Genomic DNA, 20,050 nt, shown 5'->3' on the forward strand with positions numbered 1-20,050 from the left:
TTCACCCAGAGCATCAACGGCGCCAGCAGCACCAGCGTCACCTACGGCTACAACGCCAACGGCGACCTCGTGAGCGACGGCCTCAGGAGCTACGCCTACGACGCCGAGGGCCGCCTGGCGGCTTCCACCACCGGTGCCACCGACGTGAGCCCGACCACGCGCTACGCGCACAACGCGCTGGGCCAGCGGGTCTTCAAGACCGAGCCGCTGTACCCGCCGGGCCAGGGCGACGAAGCCGACCCGGGCTTCATGCAGAGCCTGATCGCGTTCTTCACGAAGCTGTGGAACCCGACAGCCAACCAGGCCGAGCAGTTGGGCTATGCCTATGTCTACGACGAGAAAGGCACGCTGATCTCGGAGGCCGGCAGCGGCGGGGCGAACAGTGCGGGTCAGGCCAGCTACATCTACCTGCCGACGGCGAACGGGCCGATGCCGATTGCGGCCGTGATCAACGGCGCCACCTATGCGGTGCACAGCGACCACCTGAACACGCCGCGCAAACTCAGCAACGACAACGGGCAAGCCGTCTGGCAGTGGAGCTATAGCGCGTTCGGGGAGGACAAGCCGACGGTTGCGAAGAATCGGTTCGCGAACCTCGACACCACACCCAACCCGGGCACGACGAGCATCTCCGAGGTGAAGTTCAACCTGAGGTATCCGGGGCAGTATGCGGATGAGGAGAGTGGACTGTTCTACAACTACTTCCGCAGCTACGACAGTCGGACTGGGCGCTACAGCCAGCCGGATCCGATCGGCCTGGATGGTGGGTGGAACAGGTTCGGGTATGTGGATTCCAATCCGTTGAGCTACCTTGATCCAACTGGGCTTGACTTACTTGCGGTGACCGGCGGACGCCGCGAGAGTACCAATCCATTCGGGCACACCGCTCTGGGTGTCAGCGGCGCGGGAATGTATAGCTATGGCAACAATACCCCCCTCGGCGGTTCACCGCGGGAATACCTCGAGGGGCAGAGCAAGTTTCGCGACCAACAAGTCACACTCATCCCTCGCACGCCTGCCCAAGATCAAGGTGCGTTGGACAACTTGGCCCGCAATGGCTGCAGGAACTGCGTCGGATTACTTGACAACTGTGCCGTACGTACCGATTCGGCTTTGCGGGCAGCTGGAGTGCCGACAAACATGTCGCCCTTTCCTGGGGGCGTGGCGCGTGATGCGATGCGAGCACCGGGCGCGCAAAATTACTACATTCCAAAGGGAGGCCCTATCCCTCCAGGATTGAGCGAGGCCCTTGGACGATTCAATCCGCCGAATGTGCCATGAACCCAAACTTCCGAGCGAGGCGAAAGCCGCAGGAAATTTATTGGTGGACGCTGAGCCTGTGGGTTGTCGCGGTTGTCTGCCATCTTGCCTGGTTCGTGGTTGAGGGCACGTCGCCGCAGACTGATGAAGCCTATGCGAGGGGTCTTATCTTCCAGACCGCAGCTTTCGCTTTTTTTCGCTTTCCGTATTGGCTCGGAGGCCTCATCGCGGTGCTAGTCCTTGAGTTCGCAATCTTCGGAAGAAAAGATCGCTGAATAAACAGCTTAGGACGGTGGAAGATCTGCGTGCAACCATTCCCAGGACAGTCCGTGACAACCTCTTCAGTTTCGCCAGCCGATCCTGCCTTGTTCAGCTTCAACGTTGCTCATGTCGCGACGATCCAGACAAGCTTGCTAGAACTGGCGTCGAGGCTGAACTTCAGTGTTGGCCAGGAGGTGGATGACCTCGAGGAGTACGACGTAGCGTATGTCCCGTCCCAGAAGTCATGGTCGCTATTTGCGCAACCGGGAGAATTTCCGACCAAGATGGCCGCATGCCTGGAACTTGGTCCTGCTGCTGCTGAAAAGCAAATGCGAGGGCTCTATTCCGACTATCCGGCCAACTGGACAATCTTGGGTAACTATCGGGAGTCGGCGAATGGCTTGAATTGTTCTTATGACGCTCAGCGCACCTCTGATGGATTGATCTGGGTTGGTGGCATCGGATTTCGGGTGGCACGTGAGTGGTGCCCTGCTGTGACTAGTACCTTAGTGTCCAGCGGAAGCTGTCAATGCAATTCCCCAGGATTTGTGGAGGACGAAACCCATACCTCTTGCAAACAAGCACCGGTATCCCAGCCTCCCAACATGTGCAGGCCGGGGGAGAGCACAACGCATCCGATCTTGCCCGCGACCGCAGAAAAATACCGTAGCGAAACCGATTGGACCGGCCAAGGCCCCGATGCCTTGTCCTTCACGCGGACGTACCGCAGCAACTGGGTTACCGACGACGCGAGGCTGAGTTCCAGTCTGGGCCAAGTCTGGGCCCATAGCTACAGCGTTGGTCTGAGCGCTATCCCCGTCGCCGCGCCGCTGACGGTCGCCATCACCTTGCCCGAAGGCCATGCACGCACCTTCTCGCGGCCTTCTACCAGTGCAGGGTGGAGCGCCAGCGACAGCGCCGATACCCTGACGCAGGCCGCCGACGGCGCCTGGGTCTGGCGCCGCGCGGACGGCGACACCACCTACAACTTTGCCGCCAACGGCCAACTGCAAACGACAGTCGCCTCCAACGGGTGGACGCACAGCTACACGTACAACGGATCTGGCCAAATCGCCAGCGTCACCAATGCTTTTGGCCGTACCCTTGTCTTCACCTACGTTGCTGGCCGCCTCAGTTCCGTCGGCACGCCGGATGGCCGGACGATAGGCTACGCATACGACGGCGCGGGTCGACTCTCTTCAGTCACCTATTCCGACGGCAAGGCCCGCACCTTTCTCTACGAGAACGCCACATACGGCCAGGCCCTGACAGGCATCCTCGATGAAACTGGCGCTCGCTGGGGAACTTTTGGCTATGACGCCAAAGGGCGAGCCACCAGTTCGGTGCTGGCCAGCGGTGCGGACAGCCACCAGGTCAACTACCAGGCGAGCGTTACGACTGTCGTCGATCCCTTGGGGACGTCGCGCACGTACAGCTACAGCACCGTCAAGGGCCAACTCTCGGTCGCATCGGGTTCCCTGCCTTCAGGTACCGGTGGACATGACGCCGCGACCCGAGTTCAGGACGCCAATGGCCTGATTACGTCAGAGACGGACTTCAAGGGCATCATCACGACGACCTCTTGGGACGTGGCCCGCCGCTTGCCCACCTCAGTCACCCGAGCCTCCGGGACCCCCGAAGCCCAGACGGTGACCACCCAGTGGCACCCAACCTTCTCGCTGCCCACGCTGGTGACTGAGACAGGCCGCACCACCGCCTACACCTACGACACCTTGGGCAACACGCTGTCCAGGACCGTCACCGACACCACCAGCAATACCGCCCAGCTCTGGCAATGGGCCTACAACGCCCGGCAGCTGGTGGCCACCGCCACCGAGCCCAACGGCGCCGTCGCCAGCTACACCTACGACCCCCGAGGCAACGTCCTCACGGCCACCAACGCCCTCGGGCACGTCACCAGCTACACCTACGACGACGCCAACCGCGTCGCGAGCTCAACGGGCCCCAACGGCCTGGCCACCAGCTACACCTACGACCCACGCGACCGCCTGCTGACCCAGACCGTCGGCGGTCAGACCACGGTCCTAACCTACAAGCCCTACGGCAGCGTTGAATCGATCACGCTGCCCACCGGCTTGGTCCTCACCTACAGTTACGACGCCGCCCACCGCCTCACCGGCTGGAGCAACAACCGCGGCGAGAGCGGGCTCTACACCCTGGACGGCATGGGCAACCGCACCGCCGAGCAGATCAAGGACAGCGCCGGCAATGTCGCCTGGAACGCCGTTCGCACCATCAACAACATCAACCGGCCAACTGCCAGAACCGAAGGCCCCAACCAGAGCGGCTATTTCAGCTACGACACCAACGGCGAACTCATACGCGCGACCAACGGTCTCAACCAGAGCACGCAGTATGGGTTGGACGGCCTGCGCAGGATCAAATCCATCACCAACGCTGCGGGCGCTGCCGCCACCCTTCAGTACAACGCCCTCGATGCCGTCACCGAAGCCAAGGACTTCAAGGGCGTGGCCACCACCTACGCGCGCGACGCCCAAGGCAACGCGACGGCGGAGAGCAGTGCCGACACCGGCCCCGCCAGCACCCAGTACGACGCCCTGGGCCTGCCGACCCAGATCACCGACGCCCTCGGCCAGGCCACCATCATCACCCGCGACGCCTTGGGCCGCCCCACCAACTTGGTCTTCGCCGACGGCAAGACCACCACCCTGCGCTACGACCTGAGCGCCAACAGCAAGGGCTACCTGTCGGAGATCGTCGACCGCAGCGGCACCACCGAGTACGCTCGCGACGGCTTCGGCCGCGTGACGCTGAAGAAGCAGACCCTGGCCAACGGCAGCGTGCAGCAGGTCAGCTACAGCTACAACCCCAACGGCACCCTCGCGAGCATCGGCTACCCCCACGGCGGCGGGCTGCTCACCCACAGCTATGACAGCACCGGCCGCCTCACGGGCCTGAGCCTGAACGGCAATCCGCTGGTCACCGGCATCGCCTGGAATCCGCTGGGACAGCCCACCGTGTGGACCTGGGCCTTTGCTTCCCCCAGTCTCGCAGCCAGCCGCAGCTACGACACCGCGGGCCGCATGACCAGCACGGAGTTCAGCAGCTACGTCTACGACGCCGCAGGCCGCATCACCAGCCTGACGCAGACCCTCTACGCACCGGGCGACACCGACCCCACCCACAGCACCATCGGCGCCAGCGACATCACCTGGACCGTGGGCTACAACGCGGTCGGCCGCATCACCGGCTTCAACGCCACAGGCAGCACCGCCGGCTTCGGCTACGACGCCAACGGCAACCGATCCAGCAGCACCCGGGTGCTCGGAACCCAAAGCACCAGCCGCAGCTACACCGTGGGCGCCACCAGCAACCGCCTGACCGGCTTCACCCAGAGCATCAACGGCGCCAGCAGCACCAGCGTCACCTACGGCTACAACGCCAACGGCGACCTCGTGAGCGACGGGCTCAGGAGCTACACCTACGACGCCGAAGGCCGCCTGGCCGCGGCGACCACCGGCGCCACCGACGTGAGCCCGACCACGCGCTACGCGCACAACGCGCTGGGCCAGCGCGTGTTCAAGACCGAGCCGCTGTACCCGCCGGGCCAGGGCGATGAAGCCGACCCGGGCTTCATGCAGAGCCTGATCGCGTTCTTCACGAAGCTGTGGAACCCGACCACCAACCAGGCCGAGCAGCTGGGCTATGCGTATGTCTACGACGAGAACGGCACGCTGATCTCGGAGGCCGGCAGCGGCGGGGCGAACAGCGCGGGCCAGGCCAGCTACATCTACCTGCCGACGGCGAACGGGCCGATGCCGATCGCGGCTGTCATCAACGGCAATACCTATGCAGTGCACAGCGACCACCTGAACACCCCGCGCAAACTCAGCAACGCAGACGGCCAGCCTGTCTGGCAGTGGAGCTACAGCGCGTTCGGGGAGGACAAGCCGACGATTGCGAAGCACCGGTTCGCCAACCTCGACACCACACCGAACCCGGGCACCACCAGCATCTCCGAGGTGAAGTTCAACCTGAGGTATCCGGGGCAGTATGCGGATGAGGAGTCGGGGCTGTTCTACAACTACTTCAGGAGCTATGACGCGAGGACGGGGCGGTACAGCCAGCCAGATCCGATCGGCCTGGATGGTGGGTGGAACAGGTTCGGGTATGTGGACGCAAAGGGGATGACGCGAGCGCTGCAAGAATCTCCTGCATCGCAGAAGGAAAGCTCCTCTACTCGGTCAGAGGTGGCGATTTCCCGTGGCTCGAACCGCGTCGAGGTCAGGACCTTTTTCGGGATTCACTTGCGCGAACGTTCGTCGGAGACGATGGGGATGTTTCCGACCAGGAGGAGAGTGATCCCCACTGGTGGCTTGGGGACCGAGACGTCCACAGTTGGGAGCTTTGGGAAGAGGTGCTTGTTCAGCAAAACGGGTATCGAATCACGCTGTTGATGGGCGAGCGCGCGGATGAGGATGACTGATCCGCACGATCTTGGTGTTGTCAGTTGCGGCGAGGACTGCCGGCGACCAACACCGCGAAATGATTAAGGGCCCGTCGTTTTTAAAAAGCCAAGATTCAATCCCCACTGATCAGAATGGGGCGAAATTCAGAAGTCAACGATTCACGAGTTCAAAACTCATGCGGCGGGAGTTGCGCAAGTCGTTGATCTGATTTGACGTCAGATTCAAGGGGCAATGAGAACCGACAGTCGGCAAGAGGGCGGCGCGGCCCGAGGCGGCGTCCGACCCGGGGCTTACCAGCGGATACCCAGGCGCAAAAAAAGCCTCGAGAGTACGAACAGCGGCCCCACCCACAGGTATTGGATGTCTTCGAAGAACGAAGGTTTCCTGCCTTCGATCTTGTGGCCGACGAACTGGAAGATCCATGCCACTACAAAGATGGCGGCGGAAATCGGCAGCACAAGGACGCCCATGGCCTGGACCGCCGCCAGCACCAGGGCCGTTCCGGCCAGCATGGTGATCAGGAAGGCGGCCGAACGCAGGGTGGCGTAGTAGACGAGGCTCGCCGCCACGAAGCCGTACGCCACCCAGGGATGCAGCGCATACAGCAGGCCGATGATGCTCAGCATGATGGCCGGGATCGCGACGAAGTGAATCATCTCGTTGGTGGGGTGGCGATGGCTTTCGCCATAGTGGGCAAGCAGCCGGTCGACCTTGCGGTCGCCCGCCGCGGCAGGGGCATCGGCGGTGTGCATCATGTTTGTCTCCAAAGCGTCGCTCGGTACGGCGAGGTACCTCCATGGTGCCTCCGCGGCCAAGCGATGGCAAGTGCTATAAAAAAAGTAGCAATGCCTTCGCGTCACCTCAACCGTGGGCCATGACTTAGGGCACTGTTGCGCGTTCGGGCCGTCGCTAAGATCGGCCGCGTGGCTCTTCCGCTCGAATCTTCATCCCCTCCGACGCCTTTAATCGCGGAACCCGTCCCCGCCCGCCCGCCTACCGCCATCCTGGTGGTGGACGACCACGATCTGCTGCGGCTCGGCGTGCGCGCGCTGGTTCAGGCACAGGCCGCTTCTTCCGGCGCCAGCATCGAGGTGTTCGAGGCGGGCAAAGTGGCCGATGCGCTGGCGCTCTACGAAGAGCATCGGGACTCCATTGGCCTGGTGCTGCTGGACCTGGCGCTGCCCGACACCCATGGCCTCAGCGGCCTGGCCGAATTTCGCCTGCGCTACCCGGCGGCCCGCATCGTCGTGCTTTCTGGCACAGGCAACACCTCCCTGGCCCAAGGTGCGGTGGCCCTGGGTGCGAGCGCCTTCCTCCCCAAGTCGGCGGATCTGAAAGAGGTGGTGGGCTTTATCCGCGCCTGCGGCCTGCTCGACGCTGGTGCAGGGCCAATAGCGCCTCCTCCCGCCATGAAGACGCTCGGCGGCTACGCCGAAACGGCCCAGGCCAGCGCCTGGCAGGAACTCACCCCGCGCCAGATGCAGGTGCTGCAGTGGGTGCTCGAAGGCAAGGCGAACAAGGAAATCGCCCAGATAGCGAACCTGAGCGAAGGCACGGTGAAAAACCATGTATCGACCATCCTGCTGCTGTTCGGCGTGCGCTCGCGTGCGCAATTGATCAGCAGCCTGCGTTGAGCCCGCCGCACATGGCCGCCGACACACCTCTGAGCCAGCGGGTGCTGCGCGAGCACGTGGCGTCGGTGTATTTCAACTACAAGGCGACGTTCCTGGCTCGCCTGGTTTTCGTTCTGGTGCTCGGCGGGTTCATGTACCTGCAGCTGGGCGATCCCATGGTGCTGCCGTTCGTCGTGCTGCACCTGGCGCTGTACCTGGGCATGTATTTCACGCCGCGATGGAACCCGTCGGTGCCGGCGGCGGAAAGCGCCTGGTGGGCCCGCAAGATCACCCGCATCGTGACGCTGCTCGGGTTTGCCGATGCGCTCGCGCCATGGATCTTCGTGCCCGCCGGCAACTTGCCGGTCACCGCCGCGCTGATGGTCGTGATGATGGGCAACTGCGCGCGCGCCGTGCAGTCGCTCCGGCCGTTGAAGGCGGCGCTGTTCGGCCACACGCTGCCGATGATGGGCGGGCTGATCGTCGCGCTCGCATGGCAGGGCGATTCCATCCATCTCTTTCTTGCCGCCTTTGCTGCGATCTATCTCGTCCTGATGCTGCGCGTGGGCGTGCAGGAACACCAGCTGCTGGCGGATTCGCTGGCCCTGCGCTTCGAAAAGGAAGCACTGGCCGTGCGGCTGGAAGAGCAGATCGCCGCCACCGAGCGTGCCAGCGAAGAAAAGACCCGCTTCCTTGCCAGCGCCAGCCATGACCTGCGGCAGCCGCTGCATGCCATTGCGCTGTTCGGTGCCGCGCTCGAAAACGAATTGCGCGGCCGTCCCGAAGGTGCTCATGCGGAGCGCCTGATGCGCGCGGTGAACGCACTGGGCACCTCGCTCGACACCATGCTCGATGTTTCGCGGCTCGATGCGGGTGTGGTCACGCCGGAGATCCGGGCAGTGCAGCTCGACGCCTTGTTCCTGCCGCTCAACCACATGTTTTCGCCGCAGGCCGAACAGAAGGAACTGCAGCTGCGCGTGCGCGCGAGCGGATTGTGGGTGCGCAGCGATCCGCAACTGCTGCACCGCATGCTCTCCAACCTGATCGACAACGCGCTCAAGTACACGGTGAGCGGCGGCGTGACCGTGAGGGCGCGGGCGCGCGGCGATGCCGTATGGATCGAAGTGCGCGACACCGGCGTCGGCATCGCGCCCGAGCAGATCGGCCGCATCTTCGAAGAGTTCTACCAGGTCGGCAACCCGGGCCGGGACCGGTCGCAGGGGCTGGGTATCGGCCTGTCGATCGTGCAGCGCCTGTCGCGCCTGCTGGACCATCCGCTGCAGGTGCACTCGCGCCCGGGGCGGGGCACCCACTTTCGCGTGGTGCTGCCCGCCGCCGCGCCGCTGGCGGCCTCCACCCTTCAGGGCGCCGAGGCTCACCGGCAGCGCGCCGCAGGGGCTCAGGCACTGCCCGAGCGCGTGCTGCTGGTCGACGACGAGGCGGAAATCCGGGAGGCCATGGGCGAGTTGCTGCGCTCCTGGTCCATCGAGGTGGAGGCCGTGGCCGACGAGGCGCAGGCGGAAAAAGCCCTTGCGCGGGCGGAAGGCGAGGCTCGGCCCTTCGACCTGCTGGTGTGCGACTACCGCCTGGCCGAGGGCAATGACGGGCTCGACGCCGGCCAGCGCCTTCGCCGGCGCCCGGGTACCGACATGCCGCTGCTGCTGGTCACCGGCGAAACCGCGCCCGAACGCTTGCAGCGCGTCCGGGCGTCGGGCGTGGCGGTGCTGTTCAAGCCGGTCGATGCCGGCAAGCTGTTTCGAACCCTGAGCGAACTCGCGCCCACCGGCGCGACATGACCTTTGGCACTGGTGTGCGGGTGAGGCGCGATTTACCTTTGGCGGTCTCACACATCAATGCTCTCAGGGAGTGATTTCATGCACGCAAAACTATTGATATCGGCGCTCGCCGCAACTCTGGCGGCCTGCGGTGGAGGAGGTGGTGGCGGCGGCGGTGGCTTCGCCGGCTTGCCGGTGGTACCGGCGCCCGCACCCGCCCCCCCCGCTCCACCGCCACCCGCCCCACCGCCGCCCGCTCCGGCCCCGGTTCCCGCCACGCGCACTTTCATGTACGAGGCCTTGGCCCCCTCCGCCGACGCATCGGCGTTTCTCGACCGGTTGAATGCGCAGGGCGCGAGAGCCTTTCGCTTCTTCAGCGGCCTTGCCTTCACCACGGGCCCGACGAGCACGGAAGTCGTCGAGGCTTACGTGAAGGATGCCCAGACCACCTACACCTTCGAACTGCTGCCCGATACCGCTTCGGTGGGCGACCTGCAGGCGCAGCTCAGCGCCCAGGGCGCCAGGGGCTTCAAGTGGGGCGGGCCGTACATGGTCGGCGGCCAGATCCGCGCGCTCTATCGAAAGGACAACAGCTCGTCGTCGACCTACGCCTATTCCGTGCTGACGGCGCCTGCCGACAGCGCCGGCTACCTGGCACAGGCCAACGCACAGGGCGGCAACGGCTACTTCAGCGTCGCCGGGGCCTACATGGTCGGCGGGACGACGGTGCTGGTGTACCAGAAGGACTCGCAAGGCAGTGCAACCTATGGCTACGAGGCGCTGGGCCAGCCCGGCAGCGACGCCGATTTCCTGGCGCAGCTCGAGTCCCAGGGCGCCCGCGGCTTCCGGTTCAAGACGGGCTATGTCTTTTCGGATGGCATCAGGCTGCTCTACGAGAAAGACCTGTCGCAGTCGGCCACGTTCAGCTACCTGAACCTGCAACCCGCGGGCAACAGCGCGGACTACATCGTGCAGGCGAACGCCGAGGGCGCCAAGGGCAATGCGCTGGTGGGCGACTACGGGCTGCCGAGCGGCCAGATCAGGACGCTCTACATCCGGCCGGCCAACTGCACCGGTTTTCTCTGCGATACCCGCTCGCTGTTCGGCTTCTAAGCGGCTTCTAAGCGCCTTCTGAGCGCCTTCTGAGCGGCAGCGGGCGCTGCTGGTCGCACTTCAGCCCAGCAGCGCCTGCGCGAACTCGCGTGCGTTGAAGGTCTCGAGGTCTTCCAGCTTCTCGCCCACGCCGATGAAATAAACCGGAATCGGCCGCTCGCGCGCAATGGCGCAGAGCACGCCGCCCTTGGCAGTGCCGTCGAGCTTGGTCACCACCAGGCCGGTGAGGCCCAGGGTCTCGTCGAAGGCCCTGACCTGCGCCAGGGCGTTCTGCCCGGTGTTGCCGTCGATCACCAGCAGCACTTCGTGCGGGGCCGTGGCGTCGGCCTTGGTGACCACGCGCTTGATCTTCTTGAGCTCGTCCATCAGGTGCAATTGCGTGGGCAACCGGCCTGCGGTGTCGACCAGCACCACGTCCTTGCCGCGTGCCTTGCCGGCCGTCACCGCGTCGAAGCTCACGGCCGAGGGGTCGCCGCCTTCCTGGCTCACGATCTCGACCGTGTTGCGGTCGGCCCAGACCAGCAGCTGCTCGCGCGCCGCCGCCCGGAAGGTGTCGGCCGCCGCAAGCAGCACCGAGGCGCCTTCGTTGGCCAGGTGCTTGGTGAGCTTGCCGATGGATGTGGTCTTGCCCGCGCCGTTGACGCCGGCCACCATGATCACCGTCGGCGAGAACTGGCCGATGACCAGCGGCTTCTCGAGCGGCCGGAGCAGGTCTGCAATGGCATCGGCCAGCAGCTTCTTCACCTGCGTGGCGTCGGTGGCCATCTGGCGCTTGACGCGGCCGCGCAGGTCGTCGAGCAGGAACTCGGTGGCCTTCACGCCAGCGTCGGCCATCAGCAGCGCCGATTCGAGCTCTTCATAAAGCGCCTCGTCGATCTGCGCATTGACGAACACCGCCTGGATGCCGGTGCCCGTCTTGCGCAGGCCGGTTTTCAGCTTGTCGAACCAGCCCTTGCGCTCGGCGGGCATCGCCGTTTCGGCGGCGGGCACGGGCAGCGGCGCGGGAGGCTCGACAGGGGCAGGTGCCGGAACCGGCGCCGGTGCAGGCATTGGTGCCGCGGGTGGAGCGGCGACGGGCACCGAGGGAGGAGGAGGTGCGGCGGGCGGCGTGGCAGGTGCAGGCGCGGGAGCGGGCGAAGGCGATGGCGATGGCGCGGGCGAGGGTGCAATCGCCGGCGCAGGCGCGGTCTCCTCCGCGGCAGGCTTGGAGCCGAACCAGCTCGACGGTGAGAACACCGAGCGCGCCGGGGCAGGCTCGGGTGCCGGCGCCGGTGCCGGTTCAGCGGCCGGGGCGAGCGCCGGTGCGGCCGGAGCTTCGGCGGGTGGTTTTTTCTTGAAGAAACTGAACATCGGGAGCTTTTTACAATCCGACCCATTCTATGAAACACCCCTCGCCACGCCGTGCTGCGTCTGGTGCGGTGCTGGCAATGGCGCTTTCCGCGCTATGGGCCGCGCCTGTACCGGCCCAGCCCACACCGGCTTCTGCCGCCTCTGCCGGTTCTTCCACTCCCGTTTCACCGGCCGCTGCCGCCGCGGCACCCGCGCCCCAGCAGTTCACCCTTGCCAACGGCATGACGCTGCTGGTGCTGCCCGACAGGCGCGCGCCCACCGCGGTGCAGATGGTCTGGGTGCGCGTGGGCTCCGTCGACGAGGTCGACGGCACCTCGGGCGTGGCCCACGTGCTCGAGCACATGATGTTCAAGGGCACCAAGACCATCAAGCCGGGCGAGTTCTCGCGCCGCGTGGCGGCCCTGGGCGGCCAGGAAAACGCGTTCACCTCGCGCGACTTCACCGGCTACTACCAGCAGATTCCGGTGGCCAGCCTCGAGCAGGTCATGAAGCTCGAGTCGGACCGCTTTGCCAACAACCAGTGGTCCGACGACGAGTTCAAGCGCGAGATCGAAGTGGTCAAGGAAGAGCGCCGCATGCGCACCGAAGACCAGCCGCGCGCATTGCTGGGCGAACAGCAGAACGCCGCGATCTTCATGGCATCGCCCTACCACCGCCCCGTGGTCGGTTGGATGAGCGACCTCGATGCGATGACGCCCGACGATGCGCGCGAATTCTTCCGGCGCTGGTACGTGCCCGCCAACGCCGCCGTGGTGGTGGTCGGCGATGTGGACGTGGCCAAGGTGCGCGCGCTGGCCGAGAAGTACTACGGCAGCATTCCCGCGCGCGCCGTGCCCCCGCGCAAGCCGCGCATCGAGCCCGCGCAGCGCGGCATCCGCCGCATCGAGTTCAAGGCACCCGCGGAGCAGGCCTATGTGTCGCTTGCGTTCCGCATTCCGCAGCTGGAAAAAATCGACGATGCGGACAGCGACGTGTGGGCGCTCGAAGTGCTGTCGGCCGTGCTCGACGGCTACACCGGCGCGCGGCTTGATCGTGCGCTGACCCAGGGCCCCGATCGCGTGGCCGATTCCGCCGGTGCCTATTCGGGCCTGGCCGGCCGCGGGCCGCAGCTGTTCACGCTGGTGGGCGTGCCGGCGAACGGAAAAACCGCCGAGGCGGTCGAGGCGGCGTTGCGGGCCCAGGTGGCGCGCATCGCGAAGGAAGGCGTGGGCGAGGCCGAACTCGCGCGCGTCAAGACGCAATGGGTGGCCAGCGAAACCTACAAGCGCGACTCGGTGATGGCGCAGGCCCGCGAACTCGGAAGCAACTGGGTGCAGGGGCTGCCGCTCGACTCCAGCGCCCGCATCATCGCCAAGCTGCAGGCCGTGACCCCGGCGCAGGTGCAGGCAGTGGCCGCCAAATACTTCGGAGACGACCAGCTCACGGTGGCCACCTTGCGCCCCCTGCCGCCGGAGACCAAGCCCCGCGGCCGTGGCTTTGCAGCGCCCGCGGGCGAGATGCGTTGAAGGGCCGGACCTCCATGATTGCCATGAAAAAAATCCTCCGTCCCGCGCTGGTCGCCATTGCTGCCGCCCTGGCGGGCGCTGCACACGCCGCGCTTCCCATCGAACACTGGACGCTCGCGAGCGGCGCCAGGATCTACCTGGTGTCGACCCAGGCGCTGCCCATCGTCGATGTGCAGATCGACTTCGACGCCGGCAGCCGGCGCGATCCGGTGGCGCAAGCCGGCCTGGCCAGCGTGACCGCGACCATGGTCGAAAAGGGCGTGCGCGCCGGCAAGAACGGCGAGCCCGCGCTCGATGAAAACGCGCTGGGCGAAGCCTGGGCCGACCTGGGCGCCGAGTTCAACGCGAGCGCCGGAACCGATCGCGCCAGCTATTCGCTGCGCACCTTGTCCGACCCGGCGCTGCTGGCCAAGGTGGTGACGCTGGCATCGCGCGAGATCGGCGAGCCGGCCTTTCCCGACGACGTGTGGCAGCGCGAACGCGAACGCATCAATGCGTCGCTGAAGGAGGCCAACACCAAGCCGGCGACCATCGCGGGCCGCGCCTTTTCGCAAAGCGTCTATGGCAGCCACCCGTATGGCCAGGAAGTGACCGAAGCCACGCTGGCACGCATCGACACGGCGGCCATGCGGCAGCGCTACCAGCAGCTCATCGTGCCGTGCCGCGCCAAGCTCAGCATCGTCGGTGCTGTGACCCGCGCCGAAGCAGAAGCCATGGCCACCGCGCTGCTCTCGCGCTTGCCCGGCCCCGAGGCCTGCACGCCGCTGCCGGCCATTGCACCGGTGACCGCGCTTTCGGCGCCCAAGGACGAGCGCATTCCGTTCGCATCGGCGCAGGCCCACGTCTTCATCGGCCAGCCCGGCTATCCGCGCAAGGACCCGGACCACTTCGCACTCACGCTAGGCAACTACGTGCTGGGTGGCGGCGGCTTCGTTTCGCGGCTCACCAACGAAGTGCGCGAGAAGCGCGGCCTGGCGTACAGCGTCTACAGCGGCTTTTCGCCGGGGCTTGACGCCGGGGCATTCCGCATCGGCTTTCAGACACGGCCCGACCAGGCCGAAGAGGCGGTCAAGATATCCCGCGAAGTGCTCGCCAAGTTCGTGGCCGAAGGCCCGACCGCCGCCGAGCTCAAGGCCGCCAAGGACAACCTGATCGGCGGCTTCCCGCTCCTGATGGACAGCAACCGCAAGCTCATCGGCAACGTGGCCAACATTGCGTGGCACGACCTGCCGCTCGACTACCTCGATACCTGGACCGCGCGCATGAACGCAGTGACCGCGGCCGAGGTGCGCGCCGCCTTCGCGCGCAAGCTGCAGCCCGAACGCATGGTGACCGTCGTGGTGGGCGGCAAGTGAGCGGGCGGCGCTTCAGCGCAAGGCGTGTGCGCCGCTGCCGGCGGCCCCGCGCACCGTCGTCCTGAGGCGTTCGAGGAGTTGCGGCGCCGCGCGCGCCTGCTGCCAGTAGAGCGGGACCTGAAGCGCGGAGCCCGGCACCAGTTCTACCAGCGCGCCCGTGCGCATCGCATCGGCCGCCATGCTCACGGGGAGCATGCCCCAGCCCATGCCGGCCCGCGCCGCCTCGAGAAAACCGTGGGCGGAGGGCAGCCAATGGCGGGGCGTTTCGATGCTCCGGTGGCAGATGCGCCGCACCCAGCGCGCCTGCAGCCGGTCCTTGCGGTCGAATACCAGGCTGGGCGCATCGCCCAATGTGCGCGCACCCACGCCCTTGGCGAAGTACCGGTGCATGAATTCGGGGCTCGCAGCCGCCACGTAGTGCATGGTGCCCAGCGCCTCGCTGTTGCAGCCGGCCACCGGCTGCGCCAGGGCCGTGACCGCCGCCAGCACCGCGCCGCTGCGGAGGCGCTCGGCGGTGTGGTCCTGGTCGTCCACGGTCAGGTCGAGCAGGGCGGATTCTTCCTGCCTGGCAAAGGCCGCGGCGGCCGCCATGAACCAGGTGGCCAGGCTGTCGGCGTTGACCGCCACGCGCACCGTGACCCGCTCGCGCTCGTTGCCGCCGCTGCCGGCCATGCCGAGCGCGGGCAGCGCGTCGCGCAGCTCGTGCTCCAGCATGCCCACGCGTTCGAAGTGGCGGCAAAGCTGCTGACCTGCTTCGGTGGGCACGCAAGGCTGCCCGCGCACCAGCAAGGCACCCCCCGTGCGCTCTTCGAGCAGCTTCACGCGCTGTGAGACGGCCGAGGGCGTGACGTTCAGGGCCCGCGCCGCGCGCTCGAAGCTGCCTTCGCGCACCACGGCGGCCAATGCGTTCAGGGCGGCGTAGTCGAGCATGTTGCGTATGAAATTAGAAAAACTGAATATGCCTTAGAAAGTTTAGTTTGAGTTAATCGGCTCGCAACGGCAAGCTTGGCACCATGGCCAACGAACAAATCACTACCGCTTTCGCCAACGGGCTCTTCATGAGCCTGGTGCTCATCGTCGCCATCGGCGCGCAGAACGCCTATGTGCTGCGCCAGGGCTTGCGGCGCGAGCATGTGAGCGCCGTGGTGCTGTTCTGCGCGGCGAGCGATGCGCTCCTGATCACGGCAGGCGTGGCCGGCATGGCGCAGGCGCTGCAAGGGCGGCCTGCCGTGGCCACGGCGCTCGCAGGGCTCGGTGCGCTGTTCCTGGGGGCTTATGGGTTGCGCGCACTGTGGCGTTCGCGGCAGGCGGGTGCGCTGCAGGCTACGGCCCAGGGCGCATCGCTTTCGCGCGCCGCCGTGCTCGCGCAGGCGGCAGGCTTCACGCTGCTGAACCCGCATGTCTACCTGGACACCGTGCTGCTCGTCGGCAGCACCGGCGCGCAGTACGGCGGCGCACTCAAGGCCTGGTTCGTCGCGGGGGCGACGCTGGCAAGCGCGCTGTGGTTCTCCGCGCTCGGCTTCGGGGCGCGGTGGCTGGCGCCGGTGTTCGCGCGTCCGCGTGCGTGGCAGGTGCTCGACGCGCTGATCGGCGGCACGATGCTCGTGCTTGCCGCTCTGCTCGCGCGGCGAGCCTTTCTCGGCATCTAGCGTCGCATGCGGCGGCGTTAAGCTTGCCGCATGCCCCAGAAGAAAGCCGCAGCCGCCAAGCGCCCCGCTTCGCCCTCATCGCAGTCGCCGTCCCGATCGAAATCGCGCCCGAGTGAAGTGCGCATCATCGGAGGCCAATGGAAGCGCACCCGCCTTTCCGTGGCCGACAAGCCGGGCCTGCGCCCCACGCCTGACCGCGTCCGGGAAACGCTGTTCAACTGGCTTGCGAGCATCGCGGGCGCGGGTGGCGGCGAGTTGCCGGGTTGGCATTGCGTCGATGCATTCGCGGGCACCGGCGCCTTGGGCCTGGAGGCCGCTTCGCGCGGCGCCGCGAGCGTGCTGCTGTGCGAACAAGACGCTGCGCTGGTGGCACAGCTGCAGGCCGCCAAGACCAAGCTCTCGGCCGAGGCCGTGCGCATCGAGCGCGGCAACGGACTCACCGCGCTCGAACGCGTTGCCGCGGCGAGCCTGGATGCCGTCTTTCTCGACCCGCCGTTTGACAGCACCGCCCTCTACGAACCTTCGCTGCGTGCCGCGTCACGAGCCGTGAAAGCCGGGGGCGCCATCTACCTGGAGGCGCCGAAGCATTGGACCGATGAAGAGCTTGCTGCTCTCGGCCTTGTTGGATTTCGTTACCTGAAGGCAGGCGCCGTGCATGCACATCTGCTGCGGCACGTTGCAAACGGGACTGCATAATCCGCCGGACAAGCCGCACCGGCTGCATGAGGAAGAAGCAACCATGGCCAGCAACGTGATCGCGGTTTATCCCGGCACTTTCGATCCCATCACCCTCGGTCACGAGGACGTGGTGCGGCGTGCAACCCAGCTTTTTTCGAAGGTCATCGTCGCGGTTGCGGCGGGTCACCACAAGAAAGCGCTGTTCACCTTGCAAGAACGCATGGAAATGGCGCGCGAAGCCGTGAAGCCCTACAGCGACCAGGTCACGGTCGAGAGCTTTTCAGGCCTGCTGCGCGACTTTGTGGTGGCGCGCGGCGGCAAGGCCATGGTGCGCGGCCTGCGCGCCGTGACCGACTTCGACTACGAGTTTCAGCTGGCGGGCATGAACCGATCGCTGATGCCCGATGTGGAAACCGTGTTCCTGACGCCCAGCGACAAATACCAGTTCATTTCGAGCACCTTCGTGCGCGAGATCGCCATGCTCGGCGGCGAGGTCCACAAGTTCGTTTCGCCCGATGTGGAGACGCATCTGGCCGCAAAGGTGCGCAGCCTCGGTCGTGAATAGCCGGCTTCCGTTGCCCCGTCTGCATCCGCTGGGCGATGCGGCGTTGCTTTGCGAACTGGCGCCTCCCGCCACACTCGCGCAGCAGCAGCAGATCTGGGCCCTGGGTGCCGAGGTTCAGCAGTGGCCCGGCGTGGGCGAGGTGCTGCCGGGCATGAACAATCTCACGCTGACTTTCGATCCGACGGCGATCGATATCGATGCGTTGATGGCGCAGGTCAACGAAGTCTGGCCGCGGCTTTTGGCTACCGCCATCGAAGGCCGGCTGGTGGAGATTCCGGTGGCCTATGGTGGCGAGCACGGGCCGGACCTTGCCGATGTCGCGGCGCACACCGGACTCACGCCGGCCGAGGTGGTGCGGCGCCACAGTGGCGGCGAATACGTGGTCTACCTGCTCGGCTTTCTGCCCGGCTTCGCGTTCATGGGCGGGCTGCCACCCGAACTCGCCACGCCGCGCCGGGCCGAACCGCGCACGGCGGTGCCTGCGCGCTCCGTGGGCATCGGCGGGGAGCAGACCGGCATCTATCCGCTGGTGTCGCCGGGCGGCTGGCAGCTGATCGGCCGTACGTCGCTGGAGCTTTTCGACCCGTCGGCCGAACCTCCCACCTTGCTGCGCCCGGGCGACCGCGTGCGGTTTATCGTCGAAAGCGTAGAGACATGATGCTGGTCCAGAAACCCGGCATGCTGGCCTCTGTGCAAGACCTGGGGCGCCACGGGCACCGGCAGGTCGGCATTTGCCCCGGCGGTGCGCTCGACGTGCTGGCGCTCACGCTGGCGAACCGGCTGGTCGGCAATGCCGACGGCGCAGCCGGCCTCGAACTCACCATGGGCGGCTGCGAGATCCGCTTCGAAACCGACACTCGCATCGCGTTGGCCGGAGACGATTTCGCCGCCCGGCTCGACGGCATACCCCTCTGGCCCTGCTGGAGCGTGCCTGTCGCGGCCGGGCAAACGCTCAAGCTCGCAGGTGCGAATGCACCCGGCGCAAAGAAGGCCGGCTTGCGCAGCTGGCTTGCGGTCGCGGGCGGCATCGATGTGCCGCTGGTGCTCGGTTCGCGCAGCACAGACTTGAAGGCAGGCTTCGGCGGCCACCAGGGGCGGGCATTGCGCAAGGGCGACCGGCTCGCGCTGGGCGCAACGTCGCTCGATGCCGCCCAGCTCGCGCGGCGGCCCTTCGGGCTGCGCGGCCCCGAATGGGGACCGGAGCAGGACGATTCGGCCATCGAATTGCGCGTGCTGCCGGGGCCCGAGTTCGAGCAATTCACCGCGGCGTCGCATGCGCTGCTCTGGAGCGAGCGCTGGCGCATCACCGCGCAGAGCAACCGCATGGGAAGCCGGCTTGCGGGCGCCGAACTCAAGCGCAAGCGCAGCATCGACATGCTTTCGTCGGGCGTCATTCCCGGCACCATCCAGGTGCCGCCCTCGGGCCAGCCGATCATCCTGATGGGCGATGCGCAGACCACCGGCGGCTATCCGCGCATCGGCGTGGTGATTCGCGCCGACCTGTGGAAGCTCGCACAGGCGCCGCTCGACGGCCGCTTGCGGCTGGTGCAGGTCGATATGCCGACGGCGCTCGAGGCATGGGCCGGGCAGCAGCGCTATCTCGCGCAAGTGGCGCAAGGGGTGGCGGCTGCGGGCTGGAGCAGACCGGCATAGACTGTGCGAGCAGCGGGCGCGCGTGCGGCATCGATGTGCCGGCCGCCTGAAGAAGGAATCAACCCAAATGCAAATCGACCTGAATGCCGACCTCGGCGAAGGCGCCGGCAGCGACGAAGCGCTGCTCGGACTCGTGAGCTCGGCCAACATTGCCTGCGGCTGGCACGCGGGCGATGCCAAGACCATGCGGCAATGCGTGCGCTGGGCCATCGAACACGGCGTGGCCATCGGCGCCCACCCCAGCTTTCCCGACCGCGAGAACTTCGGCCGAAGCACCATGCACCTGCCGCCCGACGAGATCGTGGCCAACGTGCTCTACCAGGTCGGCGCGCTCGCTGCGATCGTCAAGGCCGAAGGCGGCAAGCTCTCGCACGTGAAGCCGCACGGGCAGCTCTACAACCAGGCAGTGAAGGAGCCCGAGCTTGCCGACGCGCTGTGCGAGGCGGTGCGGCGCTTCGATCCATCGCTCAGGTTCTTCGGCCTTGCAGGCAGCGGCATGATCGACGCCGCACGGCGCGCCGGCCTCACGCCCGTGGAAGAAGTGTTTGCCGACCGCGGCTACATGCCCGACGGCAGCCTGGTGCCGCGCAGCCAGCCCGGCGCGCTCATCGAAGACGAAGAGCAGTCGCTTGCCCAGACGCTCTCGCTGGTGCGCGACCGCAAGGTGACGGCCATCGACGGCAGCACGGTGCCGGTCAACGCCCAGACCGTGTGCCTGCACGGCGACGGTGCCCATGCGTTGGCGTTTGCGCGCCGCATCCGCGACCGCCTGCAGCAAGAAGGCATCGCGGTGCGCGCGACGGCCTGAACGCGCTGCTCACG

Annotated in this window: 17 protein-coding genes and 1 pseudogene; 15 read left to right on the forward strand and 3 right to left on the reverse strand. The window is 66.5% G+C overall.

Annotated elements, in window-relative coordinates:
- From V9K97_RS06005 to V9K97_RS06015, 4 genes and pseudogenes are all read left to right on the forward strand, one after another.
- On the forward strand, positions 1-1,281 hold a 1,281-nt coding region (locus V9K97_RS06005), incomplete at its 5' end, for an RHS repeat-associated core domain-containing protein (protein ID WP_337316974.1).
- A complete protein-coding gene (locus tag V9K97_RS06010) occupies positions 1,278-1,535 on the forward strand; it encodes a hypothetical protein (RefSeq protein WP_307699130.1) in 258 nt (85 codons plus the stop codon). The genes V9K97_RS06005 and V9K97_RS06010, both read left to right, overlap by 4 nt.
- Before the next feature lie 591 nt (positions 1,536-2,126).
- A pseudogene (locus V9K97_RS27275) lies at positions 2,127-2,384 on the forward strand (DUF6531 domain-containing protein); the annotation flags it as partial.
- A gap of 786 nt (positions 2,385-3,170) precedes the next feature.
- Positions 3,171-5,960 carry an RHS repeat-associated core domain-containing protein gene (locus V9K97_RS06015; protein ID WP_337316977.1) on the forward strand — a complete coding sequence of 930 codons (2,790 nt, stop codon included), beginning with the start codon at positions 3,171-3,173 and terminating at the stop codon, positions 5,958-5,960.
- A 302-nt stretch (positions 5,961-6,262) separates the two neighbouring features.
- Here the strand turns inward: V9K97_RS06015 and V9K97_RS06020 are convergent, their stop codons facing one another.
- Positions 6,263-6,727, reverse strand: coding sequence for an Mpo1 family 2-hydroxy fatty acid dioxygenase (locus tag V9K97_RS06020; protein WP_337316979.1), 465 nt, complete (start codon positions 6,725-6,727; stop codon positions 6,263-6,265).
- Positions 6,728-6,979: 252 nt separating this feature from the next.
- Between V9K97_RS06020 and V9K97_RS06025 the strand changes: the two genes are divergently transcribed.
- From V9K97_RS06025 to V9K97_RS06035, 3 genes are all read left to right on the forward strand, one after another.
- Entirely contained in the window at positions 6,980-7,606 is a 627-nt protein-coding gene (locus V9K97_RS06025; protein ID WP_337316981.1) for a response regulator transcription factor, read from the forward strand.
- 11 nt (positions 7,607-7,617) lie between these two features.
- Entirely contained in the window at positions 7,618-9,381 is a 1,764-nt protein-coding gene (locus V9K97_RS06030; protein ID WP_258502256.1) for an ATP-binding response regulator, read from the forward strand.
- A gap of 78 nt (positions 9,382-9,459) precedes the next feature.
- Positions 9,460-10,473, forward strand: a complete 1,014-nt coding sequence (locus V9K97_RS06035; protein ID WP_337316984.1) for a hypothetical protein — start codon at positions 9,460-9,462, stop codon at positions 10,471-10,473.
- Positions 10,474-10,533: 60 nt separating this feature from the next.
- Here the strand turns inward: V9K97_RS06035 and ftsY are convergent, their stop codons facing one another.
- Positions 10,534-11,823: a signal recognition particle-docking protein FtsY gene (ftsY, locus tag V9K97_RS06040; protein WP_337316985.1), complete on the reverse strand. Its 1,290-nt coding sequence runs from the start codon at positions 11,821-11,823 to the stop codon at positions 10,534-10,536.
- A gap of 29 nt (positions 11,824-11,852) precedes the next feature.
- Here ftsY and V9K97_RS06045 point away from each other — a divergent pair, with 29 nt between their 5' ends.
- A complete protein-coding gene (locus V9K97_RS06045; protein ID WP_337316987.1) occupies positions 11,853-13,328 on the forward strand; it encodes a M16 family metallopeptidase in 1,476 nt (491 codons plus the stop codon).
- A gap of 14 nt (positions 13,329-13,342) precedes the next feature.
- Positions 13,343-14,683, forward strand: a complete 1,341-nt coding sequence (locus V9K97_RS06050; RefSeq protein WP_337316989.1) for a M16 family metallopeptidase — start codon at positions 13,343-13,345, stop codon at positions 14,681-14,683.
- 12 nt (positions 14,684-14,695) lie between these two features.
- Here V9K97_RS06050 and V9K97_RS06055 read toward each other — a convergent pair whose 3' ends face one another.
- The gene (locus V9K97_RS06055; RefSeq protein WP_337316990.1) at positions 14,696-15,613 is read right to left on the reverse strand and encodes a LysR family transcriptional regulator ArgP; all 918 of its coding nucleotides are present in this window, start codon (positions 15,611-15,613) and stop codon (positions 14,696-14,698) included.
- 83 nt (positions 15,614-15,696) lie between these two features.
- On the opposite strand from V9K97_RS06055, the gene V9K97_RS06060 reads away from it, so the two are divergent.
- From V9K97_RS06060 to pxpA, 6 genes are all read left to right on the forward strand, one after another.
- Complete coding sequence (locus V9K97_RS06060) at positions 15,697-16,332, forward strand: LysE/ArgO family amino acid transporter (protein ID WP_337298622.1); 636 nt, start codon at positions 15,697-15,699, stop codon at positions 16,330-16,332.
- A gap of 30 nt (positions 16,333-16,362) precedes the next feature.
- The gene (locus tag V9K97_RS06065) at positions 16,363-17,028 is read left to right on the forward strand and encodes an RsmD family RNA methyltransferase (RefSeq protein WP_337316992.1); all 666 of its coding nucleotides are present in this window, start codon (positions 16,363-16,365) and stop codon (positions 17,026-17,028) included.
- A gap of 43 nt (positions 17,029-17,071) precedes the next feature.
- Entirely contained in the window at positions 17,072-17,575 is a 504-nt protein-coding gene (gene coaD, locus V9K97_RS06070; protein ID WP_258502244.1) for a pantetheine-phosphate adenylyltransferase, read from the forward strand.
- Positions 17,576-17,585: 10 nt separating this feature from the next.
- On the forward strand, positions 17,586-18,233 hold the full coding sequence (gene pxpB / locus V9K97_RS06075) for a 5-oxoprolinase subunit PxpB (protein ID WP_337316994.1): 648 nt from the start codon (positions 17,586-17,588) through the stop codon (positions 18,231-18,233).
- The gene (locus tag V9K97_RS06080) at positions 18,230-19,228 is read left to right on the forward strand and encodes a biotin-dependent carboxyltransferase family protein (RefSeq protein WP_337316995.1); all 999 of its coding nucleotides are present in this window, start codon (positions 18,230-18,232) and stop codon (positions 19,226-19,228) included. The genes pxpB and V9K97_RS06080 overlap by 4 nt, the downstream gene beginning before the upstream one ends.
- Before the next feature lie 67 nt (positions 19,229-19,295).
- Positions 19,296-20,036 carry a 5-oxoprolinase subunit PxpA gene (gene pxpA / locus V9K97_RS06085; protein WP_126747049.1) on the forward strand — a complete coding sequence of 247 codons (741 nt, stop codon included), beginning with the start codon at positions 19,296-19,298 and terminating at the stop codon, positions 20,034-20,036.
- The last annotated feature ends 14 nt before the right edge of the window (positions 20,037-20,050 follow it).

It is taken from the genome of Variovorax sp. CCNWLW186, assembly GCF_037203865.1.
In the GTDB taxonomy this organism is placed as follows: Bacteria; Pseudomonadota; Gammaproteobacteria; order Burkholderiales; family Burkholderiaceae_C; genus Variovorax.

Coding starts and splice junctions, on each gene's coding strand:
- V9K97_RS06035 (WP_337316984.1), top strand. CDS start 9,460: ATGCACGCAAAACTATTGATATCGGCGCTCGCCGCAACTCTGGCGGCC.
- V9K97_RS06060 (WP_337298622.1), top strand. CDS start 15,697: ATGGCCAACGAACAAATCACTACCGCTTTCGCCAACGGGCTCTTCATG.
- V9K97_RS06080 (WP_337316995.1), top strand. CDS start 18,230: ATGATGCTGGTCCAGAAACCCGGCATGCTGGCCTCTGTGCAAGACCTG.
- V9K97_RS06055 (WP_337316990.1), bottom strand. CDS start 15,613: ATGCTCGACTACGCCGCCCTGAACGCATTGGCCGCCGTGGTGCGCGAA.
- V9K97_RS06045 (WP_337316987.1), top strand. CDS start 11,853: ATGAAACACCCCTCGCCACGCCGTGCTGCGTCTGGTGCGGTGCTGGCA.
- V9K97_RS06010 (WP_307699130.1), top strand. CDS start 1,278: ATGAACCCAAACTTCCGAGCGAGGCGAAAGCCGCAGGAAATTTATTGG.
- V9K97_RS06050 (WP_337316989.1), top strand. CDS start 13,343: ATGATTGCCATGAAAAAAATCCTCCGTCCCGCGCTGGTCGCCATTGCT.
- ftsY (WP_337316985.1), bottom strand. CDS start 11,823: ATGTTCAGTTTCTTCAAGAAAAAACCACCCGCCGAAGCTCCGGCCGCA.
- V9K97_RS06030 (WP_258502256.1), top strand. CDS start 7,618: ATGGCCGCCGACACACCTCTGAGCCAGCGGGTGCTGCGCGAGCACGTG.
- coaD (WP_258502244.1), top strand. CDS start 17,072: ATGGCCAGCAACGTGATCGCGGTTTATCCCGGCACTTTCGATCCCATC.
- V9K97_RS06065 (WP_337316992.1), top strand. CDS start 16,363: ATGCCCCAGAAGAAAGCCGCAGCCGCCAAGCGCCCCGCTTCGCCCTCA.
- V9K97_RS06020 (WP_337316979.1), bottom strand. CDS start 6,727: ATGATGCACACCGCCGATGCCCCTGCCGCGGCGGGCGACCGCAAGGTC.
- pxpA (WP_126747049.1), top strand. CDS start 19,296: ATGCAAATCGACCTGAATGCCGACCTCGGCGAAGGCGCCGGCAGCGAC.